Raw genomic sequence first — 16321 nt, 5'->3', positions numbered from 1 at the left:
GTTGCAGGAAAAATACTGCCAACCGGGAGCAATAAAAAAATACTAAAAAATTGGAAATTTAATTAACTATTAGTATATTCGTTTTATAAGAAGGAGGTCGTAATATGTACCCGGCTCGTCAGATTGCGCTCGCACTAGTTAAGAAGTCTCTTGCAGAGAACAGACCCATTACGCAAATGAAACTTCAAAAGATGGTGTATTTTGCACATGGTTATACGCTTGCCGTACACGATACACCGCTAATTTTCGAAGCGGTTCAGGCCTGGAAATTCGGTCCTGTAATACCTGCTATTTACAATGAGTATAAGTATTATGGCAGTGACCCGATCATCAATACCGATTGGGTAGATGAAGATGAGTCCTGCTCAGGTGCGCCAGGCCAGGAAAGTCCACTTGCTGCTCCTGCACGAGAAGCTATAGACTACACATGGCAGGCCACAAGTCATAGATCGGCCACGCAGTTATCAAGCTGGAGCCATAAGGAAGGTTCACCCTGGCAACAGGTCTATAATGAATATGATAACGGCATTGAAATACCTAATGAACTTATAAAAACATATTTTAAGTCATTTCTATTTTAAGGTGGCCGCTAAACCAAGAAATCAGCATGACCTGGATTTTTCGTCGGGTTCAGATCGTAAAGAGACTAGTTATGGTCCTGATCTTGAGCTTGGTTACGTCCAGGATCTCAAAAAAAGTGCTATCAATTTAAAAAAGCTCGACTTAAAGAATAAAAGTTTTGAGCAGGACATGAAGATGCGTAAGGTTTTTGCTATTTGTGTGTTCGTTTTTATTGTCATGTGGTCCGCAACCGTGTTGGTCATTCTCTTCCTGTCGGGCTTTGAATACTTGCGTTTTGACACGACAACGCTGGTTACGCTACTAAGTACTACGACCGCAAATGTGCTGGCATTGATGGTGATCGTGACCAGGTATTTATTCTTCAAAAAGCGACTGGTCGTATGAAACGGGGCGGAGTGGGCGGCTGATGAGTTTAAATTTTACCGTCAGGCACTTGCTGATCTTGCTGCGATGCAGAGGGCTGAAGTGGCTTTGTGAAATTTTTGTTCCGCCTGGCTGACATCAATTCACTCTATCTGATTTGTCGTCTTAGCGAGAAGGTGAGTGAAGTGCGAGCAAACAGGTAGAAATAAGCAGAATCTGTTTGTACGATAGACAAATTGGTAAGCCCGCCTGAAAACTACATTCAGATCAAAATCTATGAGGCGTAAACCGGTGTAAGTCGTTCCGATCAACAAGTTGCCGACAGGAATGACGTAATATTTATTTCCATCTGATTGGTATTCACCGAAAAATGATAGAGGCTGGACAGGTGGTCACTAATTACCAGTGTATATGCTGCGTATAGGTTATCCCAGGAATGTCATTGCGAGACTATTAACTATAGAAAGTGAGTTGGAGGCCCGGCGGCGGCTAGCCTGAACGAAGATGATATCGGCAGGCAGTTAAGTATAAATATGTGCAGGTATATGCCTATTCCGATGCATGGGGGATAGCTTTGAGATTATTCTCCGGGCATAATCAGGCGTCGTACGCAAATGGCAGCATCGACGCAGCTCATTCAATCGGCAAAAGAAGCAGCCGGCCCACAGTTACCTCTTCAATGTTTTGCAGCAATGCGGATTCTGATCGGAGAGGCGGCCTCGCGCAGAAACTTTTCAAACGTGATTATACAGCCGACAGCATCCGGATTTCGTACCCCTGCAAGTCGTCTCCGGCATGCATTACCCTTTGTTAACCGCGCCCGAAAAATTTCAATAGAATTTTCGTTATAACCGGGTAATTGCCCGGCTAGCGATCCGAATGTCTGATCGTATCTTCTTCATCCTCCTTACGCTGACGCTGTTCATCAAAATCATCCAATGCCTGTTCCGCTTCCTCTTCCAGTTCTGAAGGCATTTTAGCTTCATCAGCGTCACTGCCTGCGCGCTGCTCTTCCTGGTTTTCCTGCGGCAGGCTGCTCGTTTCATCAACGTCAGCATCGGCTCCTGATTGGCTGGTGTCTGAGTCCTGGGGCAGGCGTGAATTTGTGATATCCGGCTGTCCGGTTGCAACGTGGTCGTTCCGCTGGTTGTCTGACTGAGGCTGATTCGTATTCATAATTTTGCGCTTAAAATCTCTTATTAATCTATAGAACAAAGGATTTTGATTAGCGGAATGTTTCAATCATTTACAAATCGCGTAGATGACGCAGCCGCGGCTGGCCGGTAATAATCAATGAGGTGTGCCCACCCTAAGTCATACGCCGCCGATACAGCAGGCTCATAAGTCTCGACTTAGTGTTGTCCGGTAAAAATTGGCTGAATGAAATAAGATCGTTCTGAACAGTCTCAAAGCAGTATTTGCCTGAGTCTTCTGAATCAAGCCCCCCTGTATTCTATGTCTGCGGGTTTACGTACAGCCGGCGGTTTTGATGAGGGTTTTGCCTGCTTACTGCCACTGATAGGTGCGGACCGGCCTTGTATCTTCTCGCCGCAGAAAAGTATTAAAAGTCCTGCACTGTTTTAAGGAGGTCGGGAGGAAGCAAGGGGGGGAACTCTTTTGGAATAAGGAGCAACGAATCATGAACCAAGACCATAGCGCTTAACCACTCATAACGCCGTTTTTAAGTCTAAAGCTGAGAACAGCCGGGCTTTTTCCCGCCGCCGTCGGACTTTTGATGCTTTTATGCAAGAATAGATACACAGCCGGAGCGGTTTGTTCGTGTCTTGTATGTTGTTTTCAATGGTACGAACGCTTTCGGCTATGCCTCAGGTGCTTCTTTTTCGCCAAAAAGAAGGAGCCCTTGCGGCGGTGAGCGGTTCGGTACCATAGCCTCACATCTATTGGAAAACAAAGAACTATAGGCTTTCGCAAAACTTTCCACGGACAACAGTAAGTCTCGACTAAAAAAAAAGGGCCTGAACATTTGCTCAGACCCAATATAAACCATAATTGAAAGTACTAGTCTACGTAGCCGTTGGCTTTCAGTGTCGCCATTGCTTCCATAAGCATCGCCCCACTTAGCTGCGCCCTGAGGCCGCCGACTGATGATGGAGCTTCCCACCATTTAAATCCAAATAATACAACAGGCGTTTTTGTCGTACCTTTTGTCCATAGAATTTGTGCGCTGTTTTTCAGGAAACTAACGTACCGTTTGCGTGAGCTTTCAGGAAGGTCCTTATGAAGGATCAGCTGGGTCAGGTAACGGACAAAGATGCCCTTGAACAAATTCACATCATGGTCCTGCTGCTCTGCCCAGTCGCTAAGCACTTTGTTTGAAGAGTTAACTAGTGTACTCGTAGCCCAATCAGCAGTTTTCATCGCATCATTCAGATACACCTTATTACCTGTGATTTTGTAATACTCGAGTGCTGCACCCATATAGGTCCCGGCATTGTATGTCCAGTCCCCCTGCTTGTTGTTGATGTCTTCGAAGACACGGCCGGACTGCTGAACCACACGGTGTTCTTTGATCCAGTTGTAGATCCGGCCAAGCCAGACGAGGTTGTTTTCTCCACGAATTACTTCGGCCGCACCGTATTTCTGCCAGCGGCGGGCGGCGATTATTGCAGCAGGTCCGTTCGAAGGAACTCCTTTTGCTTTGCCTTCTGTTGTGTTTTCATGGTTCCATGGGATACCGCCGCCATCAAAGTCGTTCCAGCCCGCCAGGATCTCTGTCCAGAGTTCCCGGGCTGACTGTTCGTAACGTACGTCGCCGGTTGCTTCGAGGGCACGCAGGTGTGCCATACCATGCCAGCCCATGTCGTCATAATAGTTGTTCCAGAAACGACCACCATTTTTGGCTTTCACACCCTGGTGGAAATCGGCAATCTTCTGTTTGTAGAAATCGTCTTTCGTCCGTACGTATGCGTCAACAAGGACATCCAGGCCATGTGCCTCGGGCCAGTAGTCATACTGACCGATAGAGCCGAAGTTGTCGTTGTTGAAATGGTGCTTCGTTGTATTGAAGTACACGTTTGTAAAACTACGGCTGCTGCTGTCTGCCGCACTTGTCCAGTTGATATTATAGGTCGTGCTGCGGTTGATGTATTCATCCTCTATCTTCCCACAGGCGCTCACTACGAGCGCCATTAAGGGAATAAATAGTGTCTTTTTCATGCCTGATGGTGTTAATAAATGATTTGATGCGTGTATGTTGCGTTTGCACTGTTCAGGTCTACCACGATGCTGCATCTTGGAACACTGCGGTTAGGAAACTTGAACGAGTAGTCCCACTGGTTGCGGTCTGTCGGATAGAAGCTTATGTTGAAGTAGGTTCCTGTAGTTGCAGATGGCGGCTGGTTATCTTTATTGGCGCTGCCTAATTTTTGTTCTGCGCCACCAATGGTCATCCAGAAGAAATAACGGTCATCGCTCCAATTTGTCGTGAAATCAGGCACGATATTGTTTACCCGCCATACGCCTTTACCCTGATAAGCCAGAGTTTCGCGTTTCTGTGGCGTACACATAAAGAAGTCGAGTTTCGTTACTTCCTGAATGTTCGCTGAAGATGTAGCAAAGTCAAGTGTGACCTTGTAAATACCATCCTTTGCAACCGTCGCGCCATCTGCGTTTTCGCGGAACGCTTTACCATCTGCGGCCAGCGTAAAGCTGCGTGAAACGCTGGTTTTCGAATCTACAAATACATACTTTTTACCGGCAAGCAGTTTTGTGTAAATCTCAAACTCATTTCCGCCTGCAAGCCCCTTAACAGTTAAGGCCGATGCCAATGTAGCACCGCCCTCGGTACCTTCGCCTGTTAGATAAAGTGCGGTAGGTGCCTCGATACCGGCCAGACGGGTAATGCTGATTTTTCTTGCCTGAGCGGAAGAAACTTTTGTCATACCACGCGAGCTGATCACTGTCCACTTCAGCGTGCCGCGTTCAGCAGCCGGGATACCTGCTAAACCACCGATGCGGTTCAGTACTTTGTGCGTAATGGTGGCACCAGTGCTTGTTCCGTTGTTGTCGGCAGGGGCGATATAAAGAGGGTTCGAAAAATCGCCGTTTTCCTTGTCAAAAACGACGTCATAGTAGACCAGGCCATTGTCTTCGGCGGTTGCTTTTTCCCACTCGAAATAAAGGCTGGAAGTAGCGCCAGACTGCAGCACAACATTGCGTGCGTCATCCGGAGCGTAAAGTGTTTTTACATCGGTTACCTGGACTTCTTTAAAGGAGTCATTTTTTTTGCATCCACCAAGGCCGATCAACAGCAGCAGGGGAAGAAATATAGAAGATATATTGGTTTTCATTTCTTTATTGATTATGGTTAGTATCCTGGATTTTGCGTCAGATTTGGATTCTGAATGCGCTCTGAACGTGGAATTGCCCAAAGATAGTCTCTGCTTCGGCTGAAATTGCCGCCGGGTAGTTTGATGTAATCATATGTTCCGCTGCTCTTATCAAACTTTGCGCCCCGGTAACCTTGGGTAAGCACGGTCTCGGCTGTGCGCCACCGACGGATGTCATAGACCCTCAGACCTTCGAGTGCAAGTTCCACACGGCGCTCATTTCTGATCACCTCACGGAGGTCAGCCTGAGATCCGGCTGGAAGATTCATAGCCGCCGGTACATTGTCAAAACCCGCGCGCTGACGTAGTCTTTTTATAGTCTGATCCCAGATTGCGGTGTTCATTTGGTTTAACTCGTTCTTCGCTTCAGCATACATCAACAGTACGTCTGCAAACCGGATGATTGGCAGGTTCAGGCTCGAATTCCAGTCGCCTGCAACATAGGTACCCGGCGTCGGATCTGCATATTTGCGGTAATAATAACCGGTTGGTGTTTGTGCGGTACCCGGACCGGTATATTTATCTGATGGTTTACCGGGAGCCGTTGTTCCTTCAGGGTGCGTAACAACTGTATATTCAACACCCGCGCGGTCTCTCCATCTTGAACCGTCATAAACGATCGTTGCGTTCAATCTTGAATCGCGGTTCGCATAAGGCGCATCTGCAGCAGTCCACTTACGGCCGTCTTTCATAAGATAACTGTCAACAAGACCTTGCGTGGGACCGGCAAGACATAGTCTTGCACCTGCGGAAATAGGCACATAATCAACAAGATTCCCCCAAACACGAAGCGGAAGGACATATTGTGAGCTCAGAATGATTTCGCTGTTGTATTCATTTTGCGCCCAGAACAACTGTTCATAATTGCCAAAAAGGTCATAAGCACCGAAGGTCGTGCCGCTTATCAGCTTCTCACAATTTTCGACTACCTTTTGCCAGTTGTTTTCCCAGAGATAAGCCCGTGCGTTTAATGCAATTGCGGCTCCTTTGGTTATCCGACCGTTGTCTGCAGCGGCATACTGCTCTTTTGACGGTAAAATTAAAGAAACGGCTTCCAGTTCCTGATGTACCCAGGCGAGGACCTCAGCCTGTGGTTTTCGTGTGATGGTTTTAGACTGCTCAAGCGTGATGTCTTCCGTAAAATGAGGTACATCTCCATACCAGGTAGCTAACTGGAGATAAAGTGAGGCGCGGATAAACCGGATTTCTGCCTTGCGTTGTTCCCGTTTTTCAGCAGACATCGCCGTTACACGGTCAATGTTTGCAAGGAAAGTGTGGCATGTTTTTATGCCTTCGTAAGATGTTCTCCAGTCAGTCTGGAACCTCGCGTTCGAAGCGTCTGCTACCCCTGTAGCGATGAGCTTCTCACTGGTTGCACCATATCCATTATACACATTATCGCTCAGAATCTCATTGGCAAAAATGTAATCGCTGCTGAACATCTGTCTGTAAGCCATGTTTAATACGCTGTTGGCTTTATCTTCCGAAGTCCAGTAGGTTTCGTCAGTAAATTTATTGGTAGGCACTACATCCATCTTCACGCAGCCCGTAAAGAAGAGGCCTATCCCCAGCAGGGTCACTTTGCCGTATGTAATCAGATTTTTTTTCATGATTCTCTTCTATTGCTGTTAAAATTCTATGTCAAGACCACCGCCAATGTATTTCAACAGTGGGTAGTTGCGGGCGCTGTTGGCGCCGCCGGCGTTCATACTTGACCCAAACTCGGTTGATTCGGGATCAATAAATGTATTTTTCGAAATTGTCAGCAGGTTCTGTCCGCTCACGAACAACCTGACTTTGCGCATGCCTGCTTTGCTTGAAATTGCGGTTGGAAGGGTATAACCTACCTGGATATTTTTCAAACGAATATAAGATGCATCGAAGATATTGAAGTCAGAACCCTTACCATAGTTGTTGCTTGTAGAAGCGGTGCCTGGTGCTGTCAATCTTGGCCAGTAAGCATCAGGATTGTTTGGTGTCCAGTAGTCAAGCTGATGCTCAAACATGACAAAAGAATAGCCGCCGTGAAATGGTTCGATGGTTTCGCCGCGCAACGCCATATCACGTTTGCCGACACCCTGCCAGAGCATATTCAGGTCAAAGCCTTTCCATTGAACATCGTAGTTAAAGCCGAAAGTAAGGCGTGGAAACGCGTGACCAAGCACGAAGCGATCATTATCATCAATTATTCCATCACCATTCCTGTCAACGTACTTCACATCTCCGGGGCTTGGAGAAACGCCAATAGGAAGTGCAGATTCTTTGATCTCTTCTTCATTACGGAAGAGCCCGGCACGTTTGTAACCATAATAACTGTAAAGAGGCAGGCCTACGCGAATAATCCGCTCAATTTCGTCAGATTTGTCGATCTGCTCATCACCTTCAAAACGGGTAACCTTATTCCATGAATCAGCCATATTGATACCGAAGTTATGTACAAAGTCGCTGTGGCGAAGCTGATAGTTTACAGTAAGTTCCCAGCCATTATTTACCATCGCCCCAAGATTAGCTCTCGGTACAGCGCCGCCAAGTACCAGTGGCGTTTGCGGTTTTAGCAGGATATCTTTTGTGTTTTTACGGAAGTAATCGAAACTCGCGGTCAGTTTCCCTGAAAGGAAAGTGGCATCGGCACCAATGTTGAAGGTCGTATTGGTTTCCCACTGCAGGTCAGGATTACCAAAAGTATAACCAGTACCTGGTACCGATACGTTGTTAAATCCGTACTGATCCTGATAAATGTCGTACGTGGTAAAGGTCTGATAATCGTCTACCGCCTGGTTTCCAAGCTGACCATACGAACCGCGAATTTTTAGATCGCCTAACTTGTCTTTCCAAAACCGGAAGAACGATTCCTCTGACAATCTCCAGCCCAGTGATACTGAAGGGAAAAATCCCCAGCGATTTTGGCGGGCAAATTTCGATGACCCGTCATATCTGAAGTTTGCTTCAAACAGATACTTGTCTGCAAAGCTGTATCCTGCGCGGCCGAACCATGAATAAATGCTTCGCTCGGTCGTTCCGCCTACCGTATTGTAACTGGTTTTATCAAAAATGGTACCTGTAGTTGGAATGCCCAAAACAGGGTCAACCAATTGTTGTCTTAACTCAAACCGGCGCTGACGGTACGATTCATTTGAAAAACCTGCAAGGCCATAAACATTGTGACTGCCGAAGCTTCTGTTATAATCAAGCAGTGCCTGAAGATTTAATAGCGTCGATTTTCCATTGTAGTCTTCAATAGAGTATTGGGCCGAGTTTTGAATATTTACAGGTGTTTCATCGCCTGATAAGTTATACAGCGGATGATAGAAACGCCTGATCAGCCTGTTTTCAGGGCGAAGGTCAAGCGATGCAATTCCGCGCGCTTTCAGGCCTTTGAAAACTTCAATCTCCGCATTCAGACTTCCCTGGAAGTGGTCATTATTCTGCTCTGTGAAACCGCCCTGTTCAAGTTCCATCAGCGGGTTGCTGTTGGTTAGTACATCGTTGTTGTAGTACCTTCCGTTTTCTCCTTTTAGTACATAATTATTGTAGACAGGCAAACGGGAAGAGTTAGCGATCAGAAAGCCGTTATCTCCCTGAAACGACTTACCTTCACTGCGGTCGTACCACATGATTGCAGCCAGCCGTAATTTGCCAATGTCTGTAGTCAGGTTTGTACGCAAATTGTAACGGCGCAAACCGAAATCGGGGCCTTTATAATTGCTCCGCTGGTCGTAATAGCCAAGTGAAACCAGGTATGTTGAGTTTTCAGAACCACCCTGAACACTCAGGTTGTGATTTTGCTGAAAGCCGTTTTTTAAAATTCCTTTGAGAAAATATTCGCTGTCGCCGGTCGCGAATTGCCTGATCTGCTCGGAGGAGTAGATAGGGTTTGATCCGGTGTTCACATACGAATCGTTACGTAACAATGCATTCTGATACCCTTTAAGCGGCTGCACCAATATTTCAGGGTTTTGAGAACCTGCCAGCGCGCTCAGCCTGACGGTCGGTTTCATACCCTTTTTGCCTTTTTTGGTTGTGATCAGAATCACCCCGTTAGCCGACCGCGAACCATAAATTGCCGCACTGCCCGCGTCTTTCAGGATCGAAACGCTTTCAATGTCGTTCGGATTCAGGTTATTCATTGCACTGACGTCCTCGTTAATGATTCCGTCAATTACCAGCAGCGGCGAGTTGTTTCCGAATGTACTGATACCCCGAAGGTTGATGTTCATCGTGTTGTCATTCGGGTTCATGCTTCTTTGCTGAATAACAAGACTTGGCGCCGTACCCTGCAGTGCCTGCATGACGTTACCAACTGGCCTGTCTTCGATCTGGCTTGCGCGAACCTGGTCTACCGCACCTACTACACTTGCCTTGCGCTGCGTTCCGTAACCTACAACGACAACATCATTCAGCGCCTGACGGTCTTCTTCCAACTGTACGTTGATTTCTGACTGTCCGGTCAGGGTAACTTCTTTTGCAAGATATCCGATCGAGGTAAATGACAGAACCGAGCCGGTTGTTGCCGAAATACGAAAACGACCTTCAGCGTCGGTCACCGAGCCGGTTGTGCTGCCTTTTACACGTACGCTGATGCCCGGCAGGCCTGATCCGGCCTGGTCGGTTACACGGCCCGATACCGTTGTTTGTTTTACGGCACCGGTTATTGTCGTTGCTGCCGGTTTCTGCCTGATGATAATGGTCTTGTCTTCGATCAGGTAGCCCAGCGGCTGGTCACGGAAGCAGATATCAAGCACCTGTTTGATAGAGGCATTGCGGACCGAAATAGATACCGGTTTTGTTCGCTGGAGCATGTCCAGGTTATAAAAGACATCATAGTCCGTCTGTTTTTTGATTTCGCGAAATACCTGTTCCAGGCTAACGCTTTTTTCTGTCAGGCTGATCTGCTGTGCGTAGCTGCCCGCGTGCACCTGCAGCAATGCAGAGATCAGGAAAATCAGGGTGAGTTTCATCGACAGCATCATTTTTGAAATACAGTTTCTGCAACTGTACAGGGTGTTAATGCAAGTCTTATACATTGTCTGTTTATTAGGATATATTTGGTTATGGCAGACTCGTGAGATGGGATCCCGCTGCCGGTGTTTGGTTTGAAGGTTTGAGGAGAACTATGGCATAACGATAACCCTCCTTCCTTCTATTTTGAAGTGAATTACTCCTGTTTTTTCCATCAGCCCAAGCAGTGTAGAAATCTGCCCAAACCTGGATAATGTACCGCCAAACCTGCGGTTGCGTATCTGGTCATTTATAACCACGTCTACATCATACCAGCGTGATACGGTGCGCATAATGCTTTCTACAGATTCATTGTCAAAAGAAAAGTATCCACGTTGCCAGGCAATCGCCTTTTCGGTGTCAGCCTGACTTACGCGTATATCTTCGTTAACGAGCGCCTGTTGCCCCGGGCGAAGCATGACATGTTCTTCGGTGCCGGCCTTTTTGATTCTGACCGAGCCTTCTAACAGCGTCGTTCTCGTAAACGGCTCGTCATGATAGGCATTTACGTTGAAGTGGGTGCCAAGTACGTCTATCTGCTGGCCATTGCTGCTTACCGTAAAGGGGATCTTTTTGCCGGCCTTACGCATTGAAGCCACCTCGAAATAGGCTTCGCCCTGAAGCTCGACCCGGCGACCTTTGGCGAAGTCAAGCGGGAAACGGATGCTGGAACCGGCATTCAGCCACACCCGTGTTCCATCAGGAAGGTTTACCTGGAATTGTCCGCCTTTAGGTGTTGAAATGGTATGGTATGCAGTTTTTTCAGTCGCAGACGATGCATCGGTTAGATAGGTCAGTTGGCCCGAGCGTTTAGACACCGAAAGACTTTGTTCATTGGCAAGCAGCCCGTCAGATTGCTGATCAAGCGGGATCACCGTGCCATCAGCAAGCGTCAGTACTGCTTTGTTTCCACCGGGTACAATGGGCTTCGGCTTATGAACAGCCATTGTTGCTTCAACCTGAGTTTTTTCTGTCTTCGGCCGGTTGAAATAAAATATACCCGCTGAAAGTATAAGAATTGCTGCAACCCTGGGCAGCCAGCTGCGCAAGCGGGTGTATCCGATCCGCTCTTTCCGAACTATTTCCGCATAGATGCTTTTTTCCCTCCTGATTGTTTCCGAAGGGCTCATATCTTTATCTGATATCTCCTCGAAAGAGGCATACCACGCGTCAAGACGTTCTTTTTCCTCATCGGTGATAGTCCCGTTCTGCCACTTAGCGGCCAGGTGTTCGATCTCCCGATCGGGTTTATTAGAAGACATTTGGTTAGCTTATTTAATGATAAAGCCAATCGAGTATGACAAATCCCTTAGTTCCGTGAAGAAAAAATCAAAAAAAAATCAGATCAGGCAAATAAGCAGGGCGAGAAGCAGACCAAAGCTTGCTTTCAAGGTCTTGCGCGCTTTAGATAAATGAGCTTCGACCGTTTTCTCAGATATGTGCAAGGTTTCGGCTATCTGGAACTGGCTGTAATTTTGTTCATAACGCAGCCGGAAAACGGCACGACACTTTTCAGGGAGCATATTGATACACTCCTGTAGCTGTTTGGTGAGTTCTCTCAGATCTAATGATTCCTGGGTAGTGCTGTCTGCTTCAGAATAACCGATGGCGACCTCACGGGCGTAAGCTTCTTTACGACTGCGACGTGCAAGCTGATTGATGACCTCAAATTTTACGGCAACGGCGAAATATTGTTCGAACGTTTTCCCAAGAACAAAAGATGCCCGGCGGCGCCATAGTTTGCAAAATATGTCCTGGACAACTTCTTCGGCTTCAGCCGCATCGCGCAACCTTTTTCTGGCATTTGAAAAACAGGATTGCCAGTGCCGTTCGTAGATCTCGCGAAATGCCCTTTCATCGCCGCGGGAAAGCGACGCGGCCAGCTCGAAGTCTGATAATTGGCGATACGTAAACACTGCGGCTCAGTTTATTTTTGTTTGGTTTAGCTGCCGTATCCAGGATGGTAAATCGGTATAGCTGATGCAATATAGCAGAAAATTTGCAAACAAAAAAAACTGCTCGCCCGCTGGTTCAAAAAATAATGTCCGGTCTGCCAGAAGGGGAGAGGGCAATGCAGGAAGCGAATAAGTATTTGGAAGAGACAACAAACATGCCGGCCACAAGACACAGGCCGGCATGTTTTAATTAGTTGCCGCGGAGGTGTTTCTCCACTGCCGAGCGGTCATTGCCTACTGCTTTAATTGCATCACGGACCTGATCCCTGCTTACACCAAGTTTTTCTGCAAGGTAGTCAATCTCGTAATCTTCATCACCGGCAACCCTGCTGCGGTCGCGCTGGTCTACTTTATTTTTATCGTCTGCCATGTTGATGTGGTTTTTTCATCGTAACAGCTGTAAGGGCTGAATGTTTTGACAGCCGGGAACAATGGACCAGCGACCATGGGATATGGGAATACAAAATTGCACCCGATGCAGAACCATTTCCATAGGTGGTTGTTTGACGTATATCGCCGGGGAGGCACTGGTGGATTTTTTCCGGCTAAAAATCCCCGCAGTCCCTTTGGAATGCCACTGTAACATAAACACATCACATGGAAAAAGAACCCGGAACGTCATCTTCTATTGGCGAGTTCCTGAATGTACACTTCGTTTATAATCTTAATGCACGGAATTGGGCTTATACCGACGGGCGGCTGACTGACATAACCGGCATTTTACCGGCTGACCCGGCGCAATTAATGGGACTGATTGATCCCGATGATCACGTGCTTGTCCAGGCAGCTTTTGCCCGCTTACAGAAGAATCAGCTCGATGCCCCTTTAAGACTGCGCATTAAAGGGCGCGATGGGTATCATTGGATTGAGCTTTCAGCCGTGCAGCTTAATATTTCAGACTCAGACTGTTTACTTGGTACGGTGTACGATATCACGGCAGATGTTGAGCATAATACAGGGCTTGCCAAGTATGCGAATAAAAAGAATTCGATCCTGCACATGTTATCCCATGACCTGCGCGGACCGCTGGGTATTGCGAAATCACTGATCAAATCTCTTGGCAGGAGCGTCACAGACGAGCCTTCGAAACAAAAACTAACCGCTCTTTCAGAAATGATAGGGCAGGCAATCGGATTGATCGTTGACTTAACCAAACGGGAGTTTCTAGATACTGCCGAGGTGGCGCTCGTGATCAAACCGAAGGACCTGGTTGAATTAATTAGCCAGTACATTGCAGAATGCAGGTTGTCTGAAGCACTCGCAGCCCGGCACTTTCATTTTATCACCTCGGCAGACAGAATGCTTGTTGCGATAGATGAGCCCAAGTTTACCCAGGTGCTGAATAATCTCATTTCAAACGCACTTAAGTTCACCCAGCCGGGAGGAAACATTAAGATAGAACTCAAACAGGACGGAACACATGTAGAGTTACGTCTTAGCGATGATGGAATTGGCATTCCTGCAGATTTGCTCCCTTATATTTTTGAGCGCTACAGTCGCGCGCGCCGCGAAGGGCTGCAGGGCGAACCGACCGAAGGTATCGGCTTGTCTATCGCAAGGTCAATCATAACATGGCATAATGCCACCATTGAATGCGAGAGTGAGGAGGGTATAGGAACTACCTTCATCATCCGCCTGAAGACTTACGAGGCCTTTGAATAGAAAAAGCCACGAACGCTTCGTGGCTTTTAATCATTCACATTTCTTCTGTATGCGTAAAGTTTTCACTGGCCGTCTTCCGGTAACAATGAAATGAACCAGAATCAATGCCAAAGATTAGCCATACTTAGGCCGCCTGGTTCTTCTTTGGCGTTTTGCGGCTAAATTGTTCTTCGTACATCTTCAACTGGCGTTTCAGTTGCTGTCTGGCCAGAAAAATATGCGTTTTTACCGTGCCGAGAGGGATATTAAGTTCTTCAGCAATCTCATGATATTTGTAACCCTCAAAGTAGCGTTGAAAAGGTACCCGGTACGCGTCTGGCAGGCTATCCAGTGCAGCCTGAACATCGCCGAGCGCAAAACGGCTTTCAGCTGTATTTCTGGTTGCGCTCATTTTAAGCTGTGTTGAACTTAGGTCTTCGCTGACTTCCATTACACCATGCCATTTTGCTTTGCTCCTGTAAGCATTAATAAAGGTGTTTTTCAAGATTGTAAACAACCAGGCTTTTAGGTTCGTTCCCGACTTGTACAGATGCTCGTAAGACAAGGCTTTGATCAGCGTATCCTGCAAAAGATCTTCCGCATCATCCAGGTTACGGGTGAGGCGGATGGCATAGTTTCTTAAGATCGAGCGGTGGCCACAAACGGCTTGTTCAAAAATTAATGTTTTCATAAGTGGGGGCTAGGATGGTTTTAGTAACTGAAAAACACCCAACTATAAAGAATAGTTGGCTGGTCAACTACCCTTTTTCTTATAGAAATATACCCGTAACAAGCGCAAAAAACACCCTGCCGGCACCCCGTATCAGGAAGATTTAGTTGAATAAAGATCCGTCAGAAAGGGTTCACAGCCCGCCCTTGAGCGGCTTTACCAAAACAGGTATTTTCTGCTTTGTAAATGCGTACTTTCATCCTTTTAGACAATTTTTTAGCTCCTAGATTTGCAGTCAAATGCCGTTAAAAACATCGTTCCGGGCATGCAGTATATTGCAATCCGGACAGGTGAAACCGCTTGAGTCTGACAGACAGCGGATTATTACGGCAGGATTTGGCTGCCGATTGAAACAATTTGCGGTCAATTTTTTTTTAACATTAGTTATAACTTAAAAGACAGGAAGCGCCCATGATCAACATTCTCTTAGCTGAGGACCACAGTATTGTTCGTAATGGTATAAAAGTTCTTCTGGAGACCCATTCGGATTTTAGGGTTCAGGGAGAGGCTAAAGATGGATTAGAAGCATTGAATCTTGTACGCTCAGGACTAACGCCTGATATTATACTGGCAGATCTGAGCATGCCGGGTATGGGAGGGATTGAATTGCTGGATGAGTTGAAGAAGGCCGGATCGGTCAGCAAGTTCGTTTTTCTTACTATGATTGAAAGCCACGAAAGTGTTTCTCAGGCTTTCCGTGCTGGTGCAGACGGTTATCTGCTTAAAAACATAGATCCGGATGAACTTTTGTTCAGTCTTCGTATCATACAAAAAGGTACCCGATACTTGTGCTCTGAATTGTCATCATTATTGATTGACCGCTTGCTAAGCCGCGACTTCCCCGTTACTCCAGATCCTGCTATTGAATTTTCTCCTCGTGAGGTGGAAATATTAAACCTCATTGCCGATGGCCACACGAATGTCGAAATGGCCGATGCCCTGTTTATCAGTAAGCGAACCATTGAAGGTCACCGGCAAAGTCTGCTTGATAAAACAGGTTCCAAGAATACCGCTGCGCTGATTCGTTTTGCGGTAACAAACGGTTACATCTCCTGATGTTTCGCCTTCCTCCCAGGTCTTTGGAAAGATAACCGGGTCTTCCGGCCCGGGGTTGCTATTTGAAAAAAAAATTAAACCTCTTTGGTCGTGCGCTGTTACAATCGTAACAACGTAAAATCAGAAACAATGGCAACTTCAAATCAAAAAAACACAGACATGCCGAACGGTCATCTACATGAGCTGTTCGTAGACGAATTAAGAGATATCCTTGGTGCAGAAAAACAACTGTTAAAAGGTCTGAAAAAGTTGAGCGATAATGCTCAGAGCGATACACTCAAACAAGCGTTCCAGGAACATTATACTCAAACTGAAGGTCAGATCGAACGTCTGAAACAAGTATTCCAGTCACTGGGTCTTTCAGCGCGTGGCAAAAAATGCAAAGCTATGGAAGGTCTGCTGGAAGAAGCAGAAGAAATTATTGAAAGCTTCGAAAAAAGCCCGGTTCTTGATGCTGCACTTATCTCGGCCGCCCAAAAGGTTGAACATTATGAAATTGCCAGCTATGGCTGTCTTGTTACTTTCGCTAAATTGATGGAACACAGTGAAGCTGAGAGTCTGCTTGCCGAGACCCTGAACGAAGAGAAGGAAACAGACCTTAAACTGACTGATATTGCTCTGTCTGAAGCGAATCAGCCTGCCTAATT

The 16321-nt window shown here is 46.8% G+C and carries 14 protein-coding genes; 5 read left to right on the top strand and 9 right to left on the bottom strand.

Annotation, left to right across the window (positions count from 1 at the left end; all coding sequences use genetic code 11):
• Positions 1-176 precede the first annotated feature (176 nt).
• Positions 177-581, top strand: a complete 405-nt coding sequence (locus tag EJV45_RS02525; RefSeq protein WP_165304961.1) for a Panacea domain-containing protein — start codon at positions 177-179, stop codon at positions 579-581.
• 1 nt (position 582) lies between these two features.
• Entirely contained in the window at positions 583-966 is a 384-nt protein-coding gene (locus tag EJV45_RS02520) for a hypothetical protein (RefSeq protein ID WP_129714070.1), read from the top strand.
• A gap of 846 nt (positions 967-1812) precedes the next feature.
• On the opposite strand, the gene EJV45_RS02515 is transcribed toward EJV45_RS02520, so the two are convergent.
• The 8 genes from EJV45_RS02515 to EJV45_RS02480 form a co-directional block, all read right to left on the bottom strand.
• Entirely contained in the window at positions 1813-2121 is a 309-nt protein-coding gene (locus tag EJV45_RS02515) for a hypothetical protein (protein ID WP_129714069.1), read from the bottom strand.
• Positions 2122-2964: 843 nt separating this feature from the next.
• Positions 2965-4122: a glycoside hydrolase family 76 protein gene (locus tag EJV45_RS02510; RefSeq protein WP_129714068.1), complete on the bottom strand. Its 1158-nt coding sequence runs from the start codon at positions 4120-4122 to the stop codon at positions 2965-2967.
• An 11-nt stretch (positions 4123-4133) separates the two neighbouring features.
• The gene (locus EJV45_RS02505) at positions 4134-5255 is read right to left on the bottom strand and encodes a SusE domain-containing protein (protein WP_129714067.1); all 1122 of its coding nucleotides are present in this window, start codon (positions 5253-5255) and stop codon (positions 4134-4136) included.
• A gap of 17 nt (positions 5256-5272) precedes the next feature.
• Positions 5273-6904: a RagB/SusD family nutrient uptake outer membrane protein gene (locus tag EJV45_RS02500; protein ID WP_129714066.1), complete on the bottom strand. Its 1632-nt coding sequence runs from the start codon at positions 6902-6904 to the stop codon at positions 5273-5275.
• An 18-nt stretch (positions 6905-6922) separates the two neighbouring features.
• Positions 6923-10252: a TonB-dependent receptor gene (locus EJV45_RS02495; protein WP_129714065.1), complete on the bottom strand. Its 3330-nt coding sequence runs from the start codon at positions 10250-10252 to the stop codon at positions 6923-6925.
• A gap of 153 nt (positions 10253-10405) precedes the next feature.
• The gene (locus EJV45_RS02490; RefSeq protein ID WP_129714064.1) at positions 10406-11554 is read right to left on the bottom strand and encodes a FecR family protein; all 1149 of its coding nucleotides are present in this window, start codon (positions 11552-11554) and stop codon (positions 10406-10408) included.
• A 78-nt stretch (positions 11555-11632) separates the two neighbouring features.
• Positions 11633-12208 carry an RNA polymerase sigma factor gene (locus tag EJV45_RS02485; RefSeq protein WP_129714063.1) on the bottom strand — a complete coding sequence of 192 codons (576 nt, stop codon included), beginning with the start codon at positions 12206-12208 and terminating at the stop codon, positions 11633-11635.
• Between the two features lie 229 nt (positions 12209-12437).
• Positions 12438-12617: a DUF3606 domain-containing protein gene (locus EJV45_RS02480; protein ID WP_129714062.1), complete on the bottom strand. Its 180-nt coding sequence runs from the start codon at positions 12615-12617 to the stop codon at positions 12438-12440.
• Positions 12618-12844: 227 nt separating this feature from the next.
• Between EJV45_RS02480 and EJV45_RS02475 the strand changes: the two genes are divergently transcribed.
• A complete protein-coding gene (locus EJV45_RS02475; protein ID WP_129714061.1) occupies positions 12845-13909 on the top strand; it encodes a sensor histidine kinase KdpD in 1065 nt (354 codons plus the stop codon).
• A 124-nt stretch (positions 13910-14033) separates the two neighbouring features.
• Here EJV45_RS02475 and EJV45_RS02470 read toward each other — a convergent pair whose 3' ends face one another.
• On the bottom strand, positions 14034-14579 hold the full coding sequence (locus EJV45_RS02470) for an RNA polymerase sigma factor (protein WP_129714060.1): 546 nt from the start codon (positions 14577-14579) through the stop codon (positions 14034-14036).
• A 450-nt stretch (positions 14580-15029) separates the two neighbouring features.
• Here EJV45_RS02470 and EJV45_RS02465 point away from each other — a divergent pair, with 450 nt between their 5' ends.
• Positions 15030-15674 (top strand): response regulator transcription factor, encoded by a 645-nt coding sequence (locus tag EJV45_RS02465; protein WP_129714059.1) that lies wholly within the window; start codon positions 15030-15032, stop codon positions 15672-15674.
• A 129-nt stretch (positions 15675-15803) separates the two neighbouring features.
• Positions 15804-16319: a ferritin-like domain-containing protein gene (locus tag EJV45_RS02460; RefSeq protein ID WP_240755170.1), complete on the top strand. Its 516-nt coding sequence runs from the start codon at positions 15804-15806 to the stop codon at positions 16317-16319.
• Positions 16320-16321: the final 2 nt, after the last annotated feature.

Source organism: Pedobacter sp. SYP-B3415, assembly GCF_004138205.1.
In the GTDB taxonomy this organism is placed as follows: Bacteria; Bacteroidota; Bacteroidia; order Sphingobacteriales; family Sphingobacteriaceae; genus Pedobacter.
This window is presented reverse-complemented; position numbering and strand designations above follow the sequence as displayed.

Coding starts and splice junctions, on each gene's coding strand:
- EJV45_RS02510 (WP_129714068.1), bottom strand. CDS start 4,122: ATGAAAAAGACACTATTTATTCCCTTAATGGCGCTCGTAGTGAGCGCC.
- EJV45_RS02475 (WP_129714061.1), top strand. CDS start 12,845: ATGGAAAAAGAACCCGGAACGTCATCTTCTATTGGCGAGTTCCTGAAT.
- EJV45_RS02500 (WP_129714066.1), bottom strand. CDS start 6,904: ATGAAAAAAAATCTGATTACATACGGCAAAGTGACCCTGCTGGGGATA.
- EJV45_RS02515 (WP_129714069.1), bottom strand. CDS start 2,121: ATGAATACGAATCAGCCTCAGTCAGACAACCAGCGGAACGACCACGTT.
- EJV45_RS02465 (WP_129714059.1), top strand. CDS start 15,030: ATGATCAACATTCTCTTAGCTGAGGACCACAGTATTGTTCGTAATGGT.
- EJV45_RS02505 (WP_129714067.1), bottom strand. CDS start 5,255: ATGAAAACCAATATATCTTCTATATTTCTTCCCCTGCTGCTGTTGATC.
- EJV45_RS02490 (WP_129714064.1), bottom strand. CDS start 11,554: ATGTCTTCTAATAAACCCGATCGGGAGATCGAACACCTGGCCGCTAAG.
- EJV45_RS02460 (WP_240755170.1), top strand. CDS start 15,804: ATGGCAACTTCAAATCAAAAAAACACAGACATGCCGAACGGTCATCTA.
- EJV45_RS02495 (WP_129714065.1), bottom strand. CDS start 10,252: ATGAAACTCACCCTGATTTTCCTGATCTCTGCATTGCTGCAGGTGCAC.
- EJV45_RS02480 (WP_129714062.1), bottom strand. CDS start 12,617: ATGGCAGACGATAAAAATAAAGTAGACCAGCGCGACCGCAGCAGGGTT.
- EJV45_RS02470 (WP_129714060.1), bottom strand. CDS start 14,579: ATGAAAACATTAATTTTTGAACAAGCCGTTTGTGGCCACCGCTCGATC.
- EJV45_RS02525 (WP_165304961.1), top strand. CDS start 177: ATGAAACTTCAAAAGATGGTGTATTTTGCACATGGTTATACGCTTGCC.